This is a genomic window from Bacillus sp. TH25 (genome assembly GCF_016650935.1).
GTDB classification, from domain to species: Bacteria; Bacillota; Bacilli; order Bacillales; family Bacillaceae_G; genus Bacillus_A; species Bacillus_A mycoides.
The window spans coordinates 1-16703 of the sequence record NZ_JAEKEU010000022.1; the positions used below are offsets into that span (position 1 = coordinate 1).

Here is a 16703-nt window from a genome sequence, read left to right on the forward strand (position 1 = left end):
TTGAAGTAATGTGAATATCTTTACCACGTTTTTCAAGCAAGAACGAGGTGAATAACTTGTCGATAATATCAGCACGCGTTGCTACAGTACCTAATCCACCAGTTGACTTTAACACTCACTTCATTCCTAGCGATATATTCATTTAGAATTTTATGTACTAACTCTTTATGGCTTTCATATGTAATAAATGAAAGATTTTCTATCATTTCTATCCCCCAAGTTATCGATCTATTCTTATAAGAATAGATCGATATTTCTCAGTTTCTAAAATAAGCAAACACCTTTTGAACGATATTGAATTATATTTTTTCTCATACATTTCCATTATACACACTGCTAATTGTTACATGCCGAGCTCTATTTTATTTTCACATACTTGTAAAATCCCTAGTCAAATTGCTTACTATTAATTCTTTGTGCAATTGGGTGATCATCTTTTAGTTGCAGGAGGTCCCATAAATTCCCGTATAAATCCTTAAACACTGCCACAATTCCATATGATTGCTCTTTCGGTTCTCTCACAAATTCTATTCCTCTTGAAATCATTTCATTATAATCTCTCCAAAAATCGTCAGTATTTAAGAAAAGAAAAACTCTACCACCTGATTGGTTACCAATAAAGGGCTCTTGTTCAGGTTTAGATGCCCTAGCTAGTAATATTGTGGTGCCGACTGAACCTGGAGGAGATACCACTACCCAACGTTTGTTTTCTTCTGGCTGATAAATATCTTCAACTAATGTGAAATTTAGTTTCTTTGTATAAAACTCTATTGCCTCGTCATAGTCTTTTACTACTAATGCAATATGAACTATCGATTGAATCATTACTGTCCCTCCTAATCTTACTCACTGATCGAGTTTATATTATAACATTTCTAGTTTTAACCTGTCCGTTAATTCTTCTTACATCACATGTGAATCATTCTCTTTATTCAATATAAATAACCATCTATCAGTAAGTAGATAGATGGTTATTTATTCGAAAGAATATAATTAAACAAATGTATTTTTACGACTGTTGATAAGCCGATTTCGATGATTTCACATAATAAACCCCGTGCTCAACCTTAATGATATGATCTGGTTTTGGCTTACCGCGGCCCGCTCTATGTCCAGCTAAGTGCTCTTCACTCGTTTCCCAGTTCTTCCATGCTTCTTCCGATTCCCAGCGAATCATAACTACAACTTCTTCGTCTCCGCGTCTTACTTTTTTAACGAGAACACTTAAGTCGATGAATCCTTCAAATTTTTCAATAATTCCTTCTCCTGTGAAACGCTCTACAACTATATTAGATGTACCTTCTTTTACTGTAAATGTCTTCGTTTCGATAAACATATATTCCACTCCCTCTTTGTAATACGAATACTAGTATTCTTCTATTATAATTGATTATGATAATTATTTTCAATTATAAAGTTTCGAATCTTTAGCATTATGCAGATTTCTCCTCAATCGCCTCATCTAAAAATTTGAAATACGGAAGCAATATTCCTATTAAAGAAGTGACACATATAATCGAACCAATGATAAAGTATAGTACTCTCACTCCCCACATTTCACTCAGTATTCCCCCTAATAACACACCTAATGGCATAGCGGATCGTATGAAAAATAGTCGTACTGAAAATACTTTCCCTATCATATTGTTCGGGACTGTTTGTTGGCATATCGTCGTATTATGAACATTGAAAAATGAAATACAAATACCTGCAATTACTTCAATAATTACCGCAATTATAATACTGTGATTGAACCCTAGAGAAATGTATGTGAGGCCACCTATAAACAATCCTCCAAGCATAAGTATTCGCCGGCTTTTATATGTTACTTTTCCAATTAATATGGAACCAACTACATAGCCAAGTGGGAATCCTGCCATAAAATAACCGTATTCAGCATACCCTGCCGATAGTTCATCTTTAATATAAGGAAGATTCGTAACCATCGTTACTCCTACTCCAAATTGAACGAATGTTAGAAAGATACCAAGCCAAACGATAACTGGTTTTGTGAAAAAGTATGTAAAGCCGTGAAGAAACTCTTCTAGCCACGTTTTTCGAAGTTCTTGCTGTACCCTCTTTTCTTTTATGAAAAGCAATAATCCTCCGCTTATAAATAAACACATACATACGAAAGATAGCGTAAGTTCGATTCCAATAAATTTAATGACGATACCACCTATTACTGGCGCGAGAAACATCATAAGACGAGTCATTCCATCAATATACGCATTCGCGTCTTGAAGCTGCTCTTTATTCACAACAGTTGGTGTAATCGCTTGGCTCGCAGGGGTATAAAGAGGCGTAATGAGACCAACTATAATTTGGACAACGTAAATGTGCCAAACTTCTATACTGCTAGTAACTAGCATCGCCAAAGGCAGTAAGAAAACAGATGCCCGCATCCATTGCGAAAAAATCATAATCCACTTTCGGCTCCATTTATCAATAAATGGCCCACTTATAAGTTGCAGTATGAGAGACGGGATAAAATATAGTAACCACATACTACTTAACGCTGTTTTCGATCCTGTTAACTCATATACAAGTATTGAATTACACAACGTCCCGAAAGCCCCACCTAATTCTGAAATCGCGCTACCAATCCACATATAAAAAAACGAACGATTTTTCAATACACTCTTCACTATAGCTCACCAACTTTTCTATTAAATTCCTCCCTTTATGTACATTCTCGTTGTAAATTATCTATTTAAAAATGCATCTAATTCTTTCGCTAAAGACTGTACTGCTTTCTTTCTCAATACATATTTCCCGTCATGTATATCGACTAACTTCGCTGAACGTAACAATTTCAAATGATGATGTACTGTCGATTTTCCTAGTTGTAATCTTTCCGTTATTTCTTGCAGCGTACGCTCTTGTTCAAATAGTAGTTTTACAATACGAAGCCTTGCCTCGTCCCCGAGCGCCTTATGTTTATGAACTAAAAAATAATTCGGTTCATATGGATCTTCAGGATGTATGCTCTCGTTCGCAACTGGATAATGAAACACTTTCGTATCTTCAATATCAGCTTCTATGTTCCACGGTCTGTATGTAATTTGCGGGATAAGAAGTACGTGATGAACACTTGGCTCTGGCATATATGTAACGCCACCTGTTGCCCACTCTACAAACTCTTCCGGTTGCATCTTTTTATTCATTTCATTTTTCGCCTCATAATCTCGCTCTAGTATAGAAACAATTTCTTCTGCCTCTTTTTTAACAACACTGTCATACCACCCTGTCATAACGGCAATTAAATGCGTTTTTAGTTCACGCACATCGGCATGACATACAAACTCTATATACGTAGAGAAAAACTGGTGATCATGTGTCAGTTCCTTTAGTTCGTGTATTACAGATGCTTCTCCGCTTGCGGCTAAACGTCTTTTCGCTTGATACACTTCTCCTAAAAACGGTAAACATATATACTTTAAATCTTCTTCTGAAAATGAATCGATATTTGCAATAAACTGTGATAGATCCTGAAAATCTCCCTCATACAATAACTGAAGCAATGCTTTCCATGTATTATTTTCTTCTACAAACTGTAAATGCTCTCTCATCTCTACCGATAATGATTCTCTTATTTCTTCCCATTCACTTTGAGTCTTTTCAAGAGTATCGATTAACCTCTTATGAGTAATTGCCGCAATGCCAAGTGCGCATTCGAAAAGTATCGAATACTTCATTTGAACGTTGTACGTTTCCCTCTTTCTACTCGTCACGTGAAAGACTTCCATTTTATCCCCTCCTTATTTGCTATGTATTGAATTCTATATTTATCGAATTATACCTTCTAAATTTTTAGAATTTTAAAACCTTCTAAAACTTTATATTGCTACAAATTTTAAAATTTAAGATTTTCTTGTTCAACTATGAGGCAGGTTTCTTGAAGAGAAAGGAGAATTTATTACACTTAGAAAAATGATTTAGAAAGTATAAGTTTATTTCTGCAATTACTACAACGGCGCCGTATTGTTCTTTTAGAAACTTCCAAACATCAATCAGATGAGAAGTAGGTACGTTTCTACCTAATTTATCTAACACTTATTGTTGGTCTATCTCATAGTTAAGGAGGCTATACGAATGAGTAAAAAAGAAATATTACAAAATGGGGTCAAGCAAGTTTTTTACGAAGAAGAATGGTACCCACCGATATCAGAAGCGTTAAAGAATCTTACTGCTGCACAAGCATGTTGGCACCCAGAAGGAACAGCCAGTAATACGATTTGGGAAAATGCAAACCATTTACTAACCTTTAAAGAGCGCTTACTTTCCCGCTTACATCAAGATGACACATTTGTTGCTCCACAAAATAATGATGACACGTTTTTCCAAGGTGGACCTAATGATGATGATGCTTGGCAACAAACAGTGAAGCGAACGCTCCAAGTACATGATGCCTTACAATCTTCATTAACAGCCCTTCAAGAAGCAGAACTGGATCAACCAAGTCCGTCTCTACCAGTTTGGCAACAATATATGAATATCCTATTGCACGATGCATATCATACAGGTCAAATTATACAACTTCGTAAACTCCAAGGTTCATGGCCATCTCATCGTTCATATTTATAAGCAATGATTAAAGATGATAGATAAGCATATGATTCTACATTTAGCAAAATAAGTACAAAAAAAGCAAATGAGATTCTAACTCTCATTTGCCTTTTTGCGTGCTGGAGAAACGTCCTACATGGATAAAATAAAACTTTAATCAGTGGGATTTTGTCCATCCCGACTGATTATTACCCAAACTAACCGGGCATCTCCGGGCCATTATCTCCCACCTCACTTCCTCGCATTCGCCAAGTTTTAAGGTAGGAGTCTTACGGCCCGTTAATACGGGATAAAAAATTCATTCACACTTATTAATTCATCTGCCCATCGTTCAATATCCCAATGATTTCACTCAACATTTCTTCTGTAAAAGCACCTGCGCTAAAGTTCACTAATGCTCGTAATGGCATATAGTTCAGCATAGCGTCCATCATTTCAGATGCATCACTATCCCCTTCAGTCATACTACCAAACGGACTGTCTTTTAATGCTTTTTCCATAAGCCCTTTTGCGATTGGTGCTAAGATTGGGTCCGTAAATATGTCCCCAAGTAACGTATTACGATGCACTGGTTTTCGAGTTATAGTCGTTGATTGAACATACATGCTATCATGTAAAACGATCTCTTTTGAAGACTTTCCTACTAAAATCTCAAATTCACCTGTTTCAACATGCCAGTCCTTTAATTCAACATTATAATAAGCAAATGCTCTTTTATTTAAAGTAAAGCTAACCGTTTTTTCTTCTCCCGGTTGCAATTCTACTTTTTCAAATCCTTTTAGCTCTTTTTCAGGACGAGTCATGCTGCTTTCAACATCTTTTATATAAAGCTGAACAATTTCTTTCCCTGCTCTACTACCAGTATTTTTCACGTTCACACTGATAGAAACAGTGTCCGTATCCGTTATCTCTTTCTTATTTATTGAAAGATTACTATACTCAAAATTTGTATAGCTTAATCCAAAACCAAATGGGAACAACGGTTCAATATTTTTCGCATCGTAGTAACGGTATCCGACGAACACACCTTCTTTGTATTCCACTTTGTCCCCTTCACCAGGGAAGTTTAAGTAAGAAGGATTATCGCTTAACACTTTCGGAAATGTTTCCGCTAATTTCCCGCTTGGATTCGCATCACCAAATAATAAATCAGCAATCGCTCCGCCTAATGCTTGGCCACCTAAATAGCCTTCAAGTATTCCTTTTACTTTACCTATCCATGGCATTTCAATTGGAGCACCGTTACTTAAAACTACAACGATATTACTTTGAACTTCAGCGATAGCCTCAATTAATTGCACATGATTTTCTGGCATTTGTAAATGTTTTCGATCAAAACCTTCAGATTCATAACGATCTGGAAGTCCAACAAAAAGGACCGCTGTATCTGCTCGCTCTGCTATTTTTTTCGCTTCATTAACCATGCTTTCATTTACATCATCACTTGCAATGTCATAGCCTTGGGCAAATAATATGTTCGTTTTTTCACCTGATACCGTTTCAATTTCTTCGAGAATACTTTCAAGATTTGTTGGATTAATATGGGAGCTTCCGCCACCTTGAAAACGTGGTTGCTTTGCAAATCCTCCAATTACTGCTACCGTTCCCTCTTTTTTCAGCGGAAGAATGGAAGCTTCATTTTGTAACATAACCATACTTTCACTTGCAACTTCTCTTGCAAGCTGATGATGCGCGTCCTTACTATACACAGCGTTTTCTAATTGGTTATCATACGCTTTAAAAATAATGTAAAGAAGACGCTCTGTTGCTTGATCAAGCTTTTCTACAGATAGCTCACCACAGTTAACTGCATCGACAATTTTCTTCTCACCAATTCCAAAGCTTGAAGGCATTTCTAACTCCAAACCGTTCGCTAGACTTGCAACACGCTCATTTACTGCACCCCAATCAGAAACGACAAAACCTTCAAATCCCCATTCATCTTTTAAAATATCATTTAATAAATAGTTATTTTCCGAAGCGTATTCACCATTTACCTTGTTGTATGCGCTCATTACTGTCCAAGGCTGTGCTTCCTTAATGACATCTTCAAAGCTAGCAAGATAGATTTCACGCAATGTTCTTTCATCAACAATTGCATCTACTGACATTCTGCGATGCTCCTGATTATTAGCAGCGAAATGTTTTAATGACGTTCCAACCCCTTGACTTTGTACGCCTTTAACATGGTTTGCAGCCATTTGTGATGATAAATACGGGTCCTCTGAAAAATATTCAAAGTTTCTTCCGCATAGCGGCGAACGTTTTATATTTGCACCTGGTCCAAGGAGAACTCCTACATTTTCAGCCTGACATTCTTCTCCTAATGCAACTCCTACTTGTTTTATTAATTCTTTATTCCATGTACTTGCTAACCCTACTGCTGAAGGGAAACAAGTCGCTGGAATACTGTTATAAATCCCTAAGTGATCTGCTCCCTCTGCCTGTTTTCTAAGTCCGTGTGGTCCATCAGTTACCATAATTGAAGGAATTCCTAATCGCTCAATCCCTTTTGTATTCCAAAAGTCTAATCCAGAACATAGACTTGCCTTTTCTTCTAATGTCATTTGTGAAATGATTTTCTTAATATCCCTTTTCATGATAGCCCTCCTAAAAAATAATTAAGTAAACGCTTTCTTAATGTCATTATAGTTATTATTCTTTAGATGTTATGGTATATTTTTTAGAATACTGGTAAAAATTTTAGCTGATTATATTTATGGTTAAACCGTACTCTCTTTCGCTCTTATTTTAAAACCTTTGCTTAGGAGAGGATTTTAACTTGTACATATATAGGCTAATGCTTAAAGAATAGAGGTTAAAATAATGAATTGCTCCAAACTTGAAGATTTATATTATATTTGTAAGCTAGTCTTTGACATACATAAAACACCTATCTTTTTCATTGATAACAAAGGGGATTTGGCATTTGAAATCTCGCCCCATTTTCAGCATAACCCATTGTATTCTTCAAAAGAGGTGTTACTTAATCAAGGATTTAGAGAAGATCCTCCCTATACTTTTCCAGTACTTGAAGAGACTGCCTTTCTTGAAAATTTTTTCTCAATTAACTTACGTTTAAATGATCAACTTAGCGGGAATATCCTCGTTGGGCCAGTCCTTTATTCCAGGTTATCAGAAACCTCAATTAAAGGAATCGTTAATGATCTTCAACTAAAAATAGACAAAGAGGAAATGATTCGCTATTATCAATCTCTCCCTGTTTTAAGCAATTTGCAATTTTTAAATATAAGCATGGTTCTTTATTACATGCTGTATCAACAAAAATTAGACATTGCTGATATTTTGCAAAAAAATATACTGTTAAAAAAGGATGATTTTGAGATTGAACAGCCCGCTATACATATATCGGAGCAACGTCAAAGTACATTAACTCATATCGATCCACTAGTTGAAAGGAAAATATTTGAGTGTATTAAGGAAGGAAAAAAGGATGATTTAATTAAAAATCTAAGAAAATTACCTGAATCAGGAGATCTTGGGGTGTTGTCAAAAACAAGTCACCTGCGAAGCCAGAAAAATTCTGCCATCGCAGCAATTACACTCGCGACAAGGTCGGCTATAGATGGTGGACTATTCCCTGAAATTGCATATACCCTCAGTGATTTATTAATTCAAAAACTCGAAGAGATAAAAAAAAGTGAAGCCATTTCCCCATTTTTAGAGAATGCTTTACTTGAGTTCTCAGAACGAGTTAAAAACGGGAAAATGCAAAAACATTCAAAGCCTATAAACATATGCCAAAATTATATATTTACTCATCTTTACGAAGATATTACACTATCCCATCTAGCAGAAATAGTCGTATTAAATCCTAGTTATCTATCTTCCCTTTTCAAGAAAGAAGTTGGAATTTCATTAGGCGAATATATTCAGCGTGCTAAGATAGATGAGTCAAAAAGCTTAATGACCTATACAAAACATTCTATATCAGAAATCTCCACACTATTAAATTTCCATGACCAAAGTCATTTTACAAAGGTCTTTAAAAAACATACTGGTATTTCACCTAAACAATTTAAACATGGACACAGTTATTAGTTTAGAAAATTTTATCATACTTCCAATAATTATTGTCCTTCGTTCTACCAATAGATTTATTTTGTTGCTTTACATTATTAATACATATCCTTTATAAAGCGAAAAAACATTAATTTTTAGTACATAAATTGAAATAGATTAATCCCAACATAATTTACATTCTTCATAACTTCTGATCATAATCCAAATTTGGAAGAATAGAGGCTTTTTTATATACAAATAATAAGCCTCAAGGAGTTGTTGACATGCATTTCATATTAAATATGTTAGGGATTTTTGTTGTAATATTAATCGTTTTTCTATGTTCGCCTAATAAAAAACAAATAAAATGGAGACCAATCGTTATTCTAATAATATTGGAGCTTTTTATTACGTGGTTTATGTTAGGCACCAAATTGGGCAGTATTATCATTAATAAAATTGCGTCATTTTTCAGTTGGCTACTTTCATGTGCGAATGAAGGTATTCGATTTGTATTTCCTTCAGCTATGGAAAATCAAACAGTTGATTTCTTCTTTAGCGCATTACTTCCTATCATTTTTGTTATCACTTTTTTTGATATTCTTTCGTATTTTGGAATCTTAACTTGGATTATTGATAAAGTTGGTGCAATCATTTCAAAGATTTCTCGTTTACCAAAGTTAGAAAGCTTCTTTTCCATTCAAATGATGTTTTTAGGGAATACGGAAGCACTTGCAGTTGTTCGTGATCAATTATCTGTGTTAAAAGAAAATCGTTTGTTGACTTTTGGAATTATGAGTATGAGTAGCGTCAGCGGATCCATTCTTGGTGCTTATCTATCAATGGTTCCAGCAACATATATTTTCAGCGCTATTCCTTTAAACTGTATTAACGCATTAATCTTGGCTAATGTTTTAAATCCTGTAGAAGTTACTAAAGAAGACGATGTTATTTATTCACCTTCAAAAAATGAAAAAAAGATTTCTTTTCTACTATTTCTAACAGTATGTTAGTCGGAATGAATATGGTTATCGTTATTTTAGCTATGGTAATTGGATATGTAGCTTTAACAGCATGTTTAAATGGGATTTTAAGCTTTTTTATAACAGGTTTAACAATTCAAAAAATCTTCTCGATTATCTTTAGTCCCTTTGCTTTTTTACTCGGTTTAACAGGCAAAGATGCTATGTATGTAGCAGAATTAATGGGGATAAAAATAACAACGAATGAATTTGTTGCAATGATGGATTTAAAATCAAACCTAAAGTCTTTACAACCGCATACCATTGCGGTTGCAACTACATTTCTAGCTTCTTTTGCAAACTTTAGTACAGTAGGTATGATTTATGGAACTTACAATTCATTATTTGGCGGGGAAAAATCATCAATAATCGGTAAAAATGTTTGGAAGCTTCTTGTTAGCGGAATGGCTGTTTCCTTATTAAGTGCTATGCTTGTGGGGCTTTTTGTATGGTAAATGAATATTGATTTCGTTTTAATTACAAAAGACACCCACATTAAATTGGGTGTCTTCATTAAATTTTTTTGATTGTTCTTTTATAATTCTTATCTCCGAATCTGTCCATTTCCACGGATCACATATTTTGTGGAAGTCAGTGCAGGTAGCCCCATTGGTCCCCTTACGTGTAGCTTTTGTGTACTGATGCCAATTTCTGCGCCGAATCCGAATTCAGATCCATCTGTAAAACGAGTCGATGCATTATGGTAGAGTGCTGCGGCATCAACAGATGTGAAAAACTTACTGACGTTTTCCTCGTTCTCTGTAATAATCGCTTCGGAATGCATGGATCCATACGTATTTATGTGATGAATCGCTTCTTCCGCTGAGGAAACCACTTTAACCGCCAGTGTAAGAGATAAAAACTCTGTTTCCCAGTCTTCTTCTGAAGCTAATGCAATAGAAGAATCAATTGCCAATGCTTTATTATCACCACGTAGCTCCACGCCTCTTTCTTTCAAGGAAGAAAATAGCTCGCTACCAAATTGCTGCGCCCAATTCTCATGAAGTATAATCGTTTCAATTGCATTACATACAGATGGACGCTGCGTTTTTGCGTTTACAATAATATTAAATGCCATTTGTTTATCCGCTGTTTCATCAATAAAAACATGACAATTTCCCGCACCTGTTTCAAGTACTGGAACAGATGCTTCCCTCACTACAGTATCTATTAACTGCTTGCCGCCTCTTGGGATAAGAACATCCAAGTACTCGTTCAATGTAAACAACTGCTTTGCACTATCGCGCGTTGTATCTTCTATGAGCTGTACACTTTCTGAAGGCAAGCTTGTTTGTTTGAGCGCCCGGTGAATAACGCTAACGATGGCTTTGTTAGAATGAATAGCAGAAGAACTACCACGTAGTATTACTGCGTTTCCTGTTTTTAAGCAAATTGTAGCAGCATCCACTGTCACATTCGGCCTTGCCTCGTAAATCATTCCGACAACACCAAGTGGTACACGCATCTCCTGAATAGATAATCCATTTGGTCGTTCCCATGCACTTACACATTCTCCAACAGGATCACGTAAATCAATTAGCTGCTTAATTCCCTCAGTCATATCAATGATACGCTGTTCATTCAGCATAAGGCGATCAAGAAGTGACTCAGAAAATCCTTTTGTCTTCCCTTCTTCAATATCCCGTTTGTTTTCCTCTAAAATATAAGCTGTTTCTAATATCAGCTGATCAGCAATTACGGCAAGTGCTTCATTTTTTTGATTTGTAGATTTAAGCACAAGTTCTCTAGCAACCTCTTTCGCCCTTTTCCCCTTTGCCAACACTTCATTCATTTTTATTTCCTCCTTTTTAAGGTTAATCAGTTTTTATTTGAGAACCATTTAACACCAGTATCTAAATCTTTCCTGCCCATTAAAATTTGAGTGCTCTCTTTTCTTAAAATGAAACCCAGTGATCTCTATGGATGACTTCATAATTATGCCTTTCGCCTCTTGCTTGAATATCTTGGCTTTGCATACCTTTTAAATTCCTTAGTTCCTCTGCACTATATGTGCATTGTCCTTTCCCTATTACGCGCCCTTGTTGCGTGATTACTTCCACGACTTCACCCACTTGGAAAAATCCTGACACATTTGTAACACCAGCAGGAAGAAGACTCTTACCATGCTGAATGATGGCAGAAGCTGCCCCCGCATCTACTTCAATTTGTCCGCTAACAAGCGAATGCAAGGCGATCCATTGCTTGTTCATCTTAATCACTTTTTGAGGAGCATTCCCGATATATGTTCCATCACCTTTGCCCTTCATAACATCTAAAAACTTCTCCTGTCCACATCCCGTTCCGATAAATACACTCACTCCAAGAGATAGTGCCGTCTTTGCAGCATCGATTTTTGATTTCATACCGCCAGTCCCAAGTTTTGAACCAGCATCTCCTGCAAGAGAAGCAATTTCTTCCGTTACCTCAGGAAGGAAATGATATTTTTTCGCATCCGCATTTTTCTGAGGATTTTGGTCATATAAACCGTCCACATCTGTAAAAATCATGAGCATATCTGCCGAAACAAGTCCGCTTACTAAAGCTGACAGCATATCATTATCACCGAACGTCAGCTCTTCTAAAGAAATGGAATCATTTTCATTGATTATAGGAAGAGCAGAACGGTTTAGTAGCTCTCCTAAAGTAGCGTAAGCGTTACTGTATTGTTCTTTTCTAGAAAAATCACTTCTCGTTAGTAAAAGTTGTGCAGTAACGATACCGTATTTACGGAATTCCTCCGTGTACGCCTGCATTAATAAACTTTGCCCGACAGCGGCAGCAGCCTGTTTCCCTTTAATTGTCACAGGTCTGCTAGGATACCCTAGAGCAGAAAAACCTGCAGCGACTGCCCCAGATGTAATCAACAAAACTTCATGCCCTTCCTCTTTCAATCGTGCCAATGCAGCAACGTGATCTGAAAGTTGTTCTTTACAGATGCCTCCATGACTTGCTGCCAAGGAACTGCTCCCAATCTTTACAACAATTCTTTGCTTTCTCACTTTTTTATCCCCCAAGTCTAAAATCAAAGTTTTTATAAATTACACTTTTATTTATACAGTTTGCAGCTATGTCTATCCTCATCAATGCTGCACCTATAGTATTAGAGGGCAAAATAAAAATGACCACTTCGCCCTTAATAAAATAAAAAGGACGAAACGGTCATTGTTCCGCGGTACCACCTTAATTGATATACATAGATATCCACTTGGCGCCTATAACGCAGGCGTACGCCTAAACTTTCATTTAAGACTCAGGGATAGGTTCGATACATTCTATACGAGGAATCTTTCAGCCGGTGAATTCCACTCTCTTTCGCAAGAAGACATATGTACTATTTCCCTTCAACGATTTTCAATTTGATTTTTTATATTATGCTATATAGTTCGTTTTTGTGTCAAGAGGTATTTTGCAAAATGAATATGATGACTAGTTTCTTGTATGAGATTACGGACATACTGAATGATAGTAAAAATTGATATAACTATACTCATATTCATAAACATAAAATCTTTTAAAAAATCGCTCCTGTCATTCATGCGATTAATAACATATATTGTTCTCCATACCAAGGTATATAAAGTGAAACTTTAATCAGTGGGGGTTTTGTTCATCCCCACTGATTATTAGTTGAACCAATCGGGCCTTTACGGTCAGCCCGACTCCCACCTAACTTCTTTGCTCCACCTGAATTTTGAGGTGGGAGTTTTACTGTCCACAAATAGCGGGATAACATAAAATCTTTAAATATAATGCGTGTACTTACATAATGTCGAATATAATTTATTTTTATCTTTTGTATTGCAAAAAGGCACATACTCTCTTAAAATGTTTCTTTATATTGCATGGAGATATCATTATTATTTTAAAATAACAATATCAGACCGATATAATTTATGATAAAAGGAGCCAGATTGAGTTATTATGGACAAACAAATTGGATTCATCGGATGCGGAAATATGGGAATGGCTATGATTGGCGGGATGATAAACAAAAATATAGTGTCTTCAAATAAAATCATTTGTTCAGATTTAAACACTACGAATTTAAAACATGCTAGTGAAAAATATGGACTAACTACAACTACTGACAACAATGAAGTAGCTAAAAATGCTGATATTTTAATTTTATCAATTAAACCAGACCTATACGCATCAATAATTAACGAAATAAAAGAAGTAATCAAAAACGATGTTATCATCGTAACGATCGCTGCAGGAAAAAGCATTAAAAGTACTGAGGATGCTTTTCATAAAAAGTTAAGGGTTGTAAGAGTAATGCCTAATACACCTGCTCTTGTTGGAGAGGGAATGTCTGCGTTATGTCCTAATGAAATGGTGACAGAAAGGGATTTAGAAGATGTACTAAACATTTTCAATAGTTTTGGTCAAACAGAGATAGTAAGTGAAAAATTAATGGATGTTGTAACATCTGTAAGTGGTTCTTCGCCAGCATATGTATATATGATTATAGAAGCGATGGCAGATGCAGCTGTATTAGATGGTATGCCAAGAAATCAAGCATATAAGTTCGCAGCTCAAGCTGTGTTAGGCTCTGCAAAAATGGTACTAGAAACAGGAATGCATCCAGGTGAATTGAAAGATATGGTTTGTTCCCCTGGCGGAACAACTATAGAAGCTGTAGCAACATTAGAGGAAAAAGGCTTACGAACAGCCATCATTTCAGCTATGCAGCGTTGTACGCAAAAGTCTGTTGAACTATCTAGGCAAACTAAAAAGTAATAAATAAGTGTAAAGAAACCCACTTTAAATACATTCACATATCTTTAAACAGTTTTAGATTATATGCACATTTCATTTACATACTCCTCCTTTTCCACCAGTAACTGAACGGACAAATTCAAGGATAATTGAATTTGTCCGTTTTGTATTTTGTTATCCTAAAATAATTCCCCTGTTCTTATTATCATTTATTTTATAGCGTAATACCCTTTTATTATTAAGGTAACATCATTTTTATATGTATTTGCTGCAGATTGTATTAAGTTTTAAATCATACGTTTCTTGTAAGACATGATGCACACCAGATGAAATATACTCAGAGACTAAGCATAATATCTATTGAAAAAAGTAATATCAATCGCCTCAAATTGTTAACATAATATTTTTATCGTCCTCTAATATTAATACCTACTATTCCTAATCCACCTCCATTACAATTTAAATCATTTAAGTTTTCTCCATCTCGTGCATCTACTAGTTAAACAAAAACTCCCCTTAAATCGAAAATGATTAAGGGGAGTCAGTCATATTTGATGAAGTTATAGTTCTGATTTTACTGGAATAGAAACATTGTTTTTCACTAATTTTTTAACGTCTTTAAAGCTAACAAAATTGTTGTTTTGCTCATCCCAAAGACGGAAACGGATTGACCGCAAGCTTGTAGCAAGAGTAATCGTTGGTACATTTTTTAAAGGAAGCGTATTATTGTGAGCCTCTTCTAGTTTATAGTTAGGTACTCTTGGACTTAAATGGTGAACATGATGAAATCCAATATTACCAGTTAGAAATTGCAAAACTTTTGGAAGTTTATAAAACGAACTTCCTTCCACTGCCGCTTTCACATATTCCCAATCTTTATCTTCTTCAAAATAAGAATCCTCGAATGTGTGCTGTACGTAAAACAGCCAAATACCTATTGAACCTGCTATTAAGAATATGGAACCATGTACTAAAAGAAACGATTGCCATCCGATTGCCCAGCAAAGTAACCCTACTAAAGCAACAATTAAAACATTCGTCAAATAGGTGTTCATGCGTTCCTTCTTTCTAGCACCTTTTCTGTTAAATCTATTTTTAAGTAGGAAAACATAAATCGGACCTAACCCAAACATAACCAATGGATTGCGATATAAACGATATGCTAAACGGAGTCTAAATGGCGCTGCTAAATATTCATTCACTGTAAGCGTCCAAATATCTCCTGTACCTCGCTTATCCAAATTACCACTTGTAGCGTGATGAACGGAATGCTCATGCCCCCATTGATCAAACGGGAATAAAGTTAAAACACCCATACATGTCCCTACTATTCTATTTACACGACGACTTTTAAAAAAAGAATGATGGGTACAATCATGAAAAATAATGAAAACCCGTGTCATAAATCCAGCGGCTAACAGAGATGGAACTAATGCTAACCAATAAGAAACGGACAAACTTTTATAAGCAAGGTACCATAAGATAATAAATGGCACTACCGTATTGATGATTTGCCAAACACTTTTTTTTGCCGTTGATTTTTCAAAAGGAGCAACTTGTTTTTTTAAATTTTTAGTATTTTGTAATGTCATTTTTTCTAATTCCTTTCCTTTATGTTGCTAATTCGTATTATAACACATTATTAGTAGTAGGTGTTATACGCAGGTATAATAAATATTTTATACTATGAAAATCTCTTTTTTCTTACTCATTCCTTACAAATTGCTTACGTCCAGAATAGCTTCTATTATAGGATAGAAGGAGCATTTGTGCCTGAAATTCCGAAGTTTTCCCCAATAAATATATTAATTAAAAAGAAACACAGAGTTTTTTTCACTTCTGTACTGCCCCGTTTCCACAATAAGAAGTGAGCTGTCCTGCTTTTTTCGTCTCAGCTTTTACCTCGTTATCGTTCATTATGCTTCCTGTACCTAGTACAATCGTTCCCACTAATGCTAGCCTCATTATCTTTTTACGAAGATTCATCATTGTTGCTCCTCCATAAGCTGTTTTCGACATCCTCAATGTAAACAAGGATTTGATTTTCCATAACATTTACGCAAGCTTATATTTATTCTTTTTTATTATTAATTCCCCATTGTCAGGAAACTAACAATAACCAGTTTTCTAGAACGATAAAAAATGAATAACATACACAATGAACGTAATGTTCACTTGTTACAACTGATTTTACCGGAACCGGATCTATTTCATGAAACAAATCAAATTACATTTAAAATAAAAAACTAGTCTATTTTGAAAACTTCCCTCACTTTTATTTAACTGTTATTCTATATAAAATATAAAAATTCAACGTCCGTTTATTTAATTTCAAATCTATGATATATTCAAAATATTAACCACACAAAG

Annotated in this window: 12 protein-coding genes, 3 pseudogenes and 1 other annotated feature; of the genes and pseudogenes, 4 read left to right on the plus strand and 11 right to left on the minus strand. The window is 35.3% G+C overall.

Annotated features, from left to right (window positions below):
* The 6 genes and pseudogenes from JFT89_RS30760 to JFT89_RS13735 all read right to left on the minus strand — a co-directional run.
* Nucleotides 1–112 (minus strand): annotated as a pseudogene (locus JFT89_RS30760) (hypothetical protein); the annotation flags it as partial.
* A gap of 1 nt (nucleotide 113) precedes the next feature.
* Nucleotides 114–206 (minus strand): annotated as a pseudogene (locus JFT89_RS30765) (DNA polymerase subunit beta); the annotation flags it as partial.
* A gap of 181 nt (nucleotides 207–387) precedes the next feature.
* Nucleotides 388–825, minus strand: a complete 438-nt coding sequence (locus tag JFT89_RS13720) for a VOC family protein (RefSeq protein WP_002066002.1) — start codon at nucleotides 823–825, stop codon at nucleotides 388–390.
* 184 nt (nucleotides 826–1009) lie between these two features.
* Nucleotides 1010–1336 (minus strand): heme-degrading monooxygenase HmoA, encoded by a 327-nt coding sequence (gene hmoA, locus JFT89_RS13725; protein ID WP_000469495.1) that lies wholly within the window; start codon nucleotides 1334–1336, stop codon nucleotides 1010–1012.
* A 97-nt stretch (nucleotides 1337–1433) separates the two neighbouring features.
* On the minus strand, nucleotides 1434–2648 hold the full coding sequence (locus JFT89_RS13730) for an MFS transporter (protein WP_201040222.1): 1215 nt from the start codon (nucleotides 2646–2648) through the stop codon (nucleotides 1434–1436).
* Between the two features lie 57 nt (nucleotides 2649–2705).
* Entirely contained in the window at nucleotides 2706–3749 is a 1044-nt protein-coding gene (locus tag JFT89_RS13735) for an ArsR/SmtB family transcription factor (RefSeq protein WP_201040223.1), read from the minus strand.
* A gap of 346 nt (nucleotides 3750–4095) precedes the next feature.
* Between JFT89_RS13735 and JFT89_RS13740 the strand changes: the two genes are divergently transcribed.
* Nucleotides 4096–4587 (plus strand): DinB family protein, encoded by a 492-nt coding sequence (locus JFT89_RS13740; protein ID WP_002065999.1) that lies wholly within the window; start codon nucleotides 4096–4098, stop codon nucleotides 4585–4587.
* Nucleotides 4588–4880: 293 nt separating this feature from the next.
* Here JFT89_RS13740 and JFT89_RS13745 read toward each other — a convergent pair whose 3' ends face one another.
* Complete coding sequence (locus tag JFT89_RS13745) at nucleotides 4881–7169, minus strand: glycoside hydrolase family 3 C-terminal domain-containing protein (RefSeq protein WP_201040224.1); 2289 nt, start codon at nucleotides 7167–7169, stop codon at nucleotides 4881–4883.
* A 226-nt stretch (nucleotides 7170–7395) separates the two neighbouring features.
* On the opposite strand from JFT89_RS13745, the gene JFT89_RS13750 reads away from it, so the two are divergent.
* Both JFT89_RS13750 and JFT89_RS13755 read left to right on the plus strand, forming a co-directional pair.
* Nucleotides 7396–8631 (plus strand): helix-turn-helix domain-containing protein, encoded by a 1236-nt coding sequence (locus JFT89_RS13750; RefSeq protein WP_201040225.1) that lies wholly within the window; start codon nucleotides 7396–7398, stop codon nucleotides 8629–8631.
* Between the two features lie 245 nt (nucleotides 8632–8876).
* A pseudogene (locus JFT89_RS13755) lies at nucleotides 8877–10069 on the plus strand (NupC/NupG family nucleoside CNT transporter).
* A gap of 89 nt (nucleotides 10070–10158) precedes the next feature.
* Here JFT89_RS13755 and JFT89_RS13760 read toward each other — a convergent pair.
* Together JFT89_RS13760 and proB are read right to left on the minus strand one after the other, a co-directional pair.
* Nucleotides 10159–11406, minus strand: a complete 1248-nt coding sequence (locus tag JFT89_RS13760; RefSeq protein WP_201040226.1) for a glutamate-5-semialdehyde dehydrogenase — start codon at nucleotides 11404–11406, stop codon at nucleotides 10159–10161.
* Between the two features lie 103 nt (nucleotides 11407–11509).
* Nucleotides 11510–12613 carry a glutamate 5-kinase gene (proB, locus tag JFT89_RS13765; protein WP_201040227.1) on the minus strand — a complete coding sequence of 368 codons (1104 nt, stop codon included), beginning with the start codon at nucleotides 12611–12613 and terminating at the stop codon, nucleotides 11510–11512.
* Between the two features lie 144 nt (nucleotides 12614–12757).
* Nucleotides 12758–12968 (minus strand) — a binding site (T-box leader).
* A 567-nt stretch (nucleotides 12969–13535) separates the two neighbouring features.
* Here proB and proC point away from each other — a divergent pair.
* Nucleotides 13536–14354: a pyrroline-5-carboxylate reductase gene (proC, locus tag JFT89_RS13770; RefSeq protein WP_002065990.1), complete on the plus strand. Its 819-nt coding sequence runs from the start codon at nucleotides 13536–13538 to the stop codon at nucleotides 14352–14354.
* A gap of 539 nt (nucleotides 14355–14893) precedes the next feature.
* Here the strand turns inward: proC and desA are convergent.
* Together desA and JFT89_RS13780 are read right to left on the minus strand one after the other, a co-directional pair.
* A complete protein-coding gene (gene desA / locus JFT89_RS13775; RefSeq protein WP_016095696.1) occupies nucleotides 14894–15925 on the minus strand; it encodes a Delta(5) desaturase DesA in 1032 nt (343 codons plus the stop codon).
* Between the two features lie 241 nt (nucleotides 15926–16166).
* A complete protein-coding gene (locus JFT89_RS13780) occupies nucleotides 16167–16322 on the minus strand; it encodes a hypothetical protein (protein WP_002168135.1) in 156 nt (51 codons plus the stop codon).
* Nucleotides 16323–16703: the final 381 nt, after the last annotated feature.

Bases quoted from the DNA above. Each gene is read 5' to 3' on its own strand.
- hmoA (WP_000469495.1), bottom strand. From the start codon at position 1,336: ATGTTTATCGAAACGAAGACATTTACAGTAAAAGAAGGTACATCTAAT.
- JFT89_RS13735 (WP_201040223.1), bottom strand. From the start codon at position 3,749: ATGGAAGTCTTTCACGTGACGAGTAGAAAGAGGGAAACGTACAACGTT.
- JFT89_RS13745 (WP_201040224.1), bottom strand. From the start codon at position 7,169: ATGAAAAGGGATATTAAGAAAATCATTTCACAAATGACATTAGAAGAA.
- JFT89_RS13760 (WP_201040226.1), bottom strand. From the start codon at position 11,406: ATGAATGAAGTGTTGGCAAAGGGGAAAAGGGCGAAAGAGGTTGCTAGA.
- proC (WP_002065990.1), top strand. From the start codon at position 13,536: ATGGACAAACAAATTGGATTCATCGGATGCGGAAATATGGGAATGGCT.
- JFT89_RS13720 (WP_002066002.1), bottom strand. From the start codon at position 825: ATGATTCAATCGATAGTTCATATTGCATTAGTAGTAAAAGACTATGAC.
- JFT89_RS13750 (WP_201040225.1), top strand. From the start codon at position 7,396: ATGAATTGCTCCAAACTTGAAGATTTATATTATATTTGTAAGCTAGTC.
- JFT89_RS13780 (WP_002168135.1), bottom strand. From the start codon at position 16,322: ATGATGAATCTTCGTAAAAAGATAATGAGGCTAGCATTAGTGGGAACG.
- desA (WP_016095696.1), bottom strand. From the start codon at position 15,925: ATGACATTACAAAATACTAAAAATTTAAAAAAACAAGTTGCTCCTTTT.
- JFT89_RS13740 (WP_002065999.1), top strand. From the start codon at position 4,096: ATGAGTAAAAAAGAAATATTACAAAATGGGGTCAAGCAAGTTTTTTAC.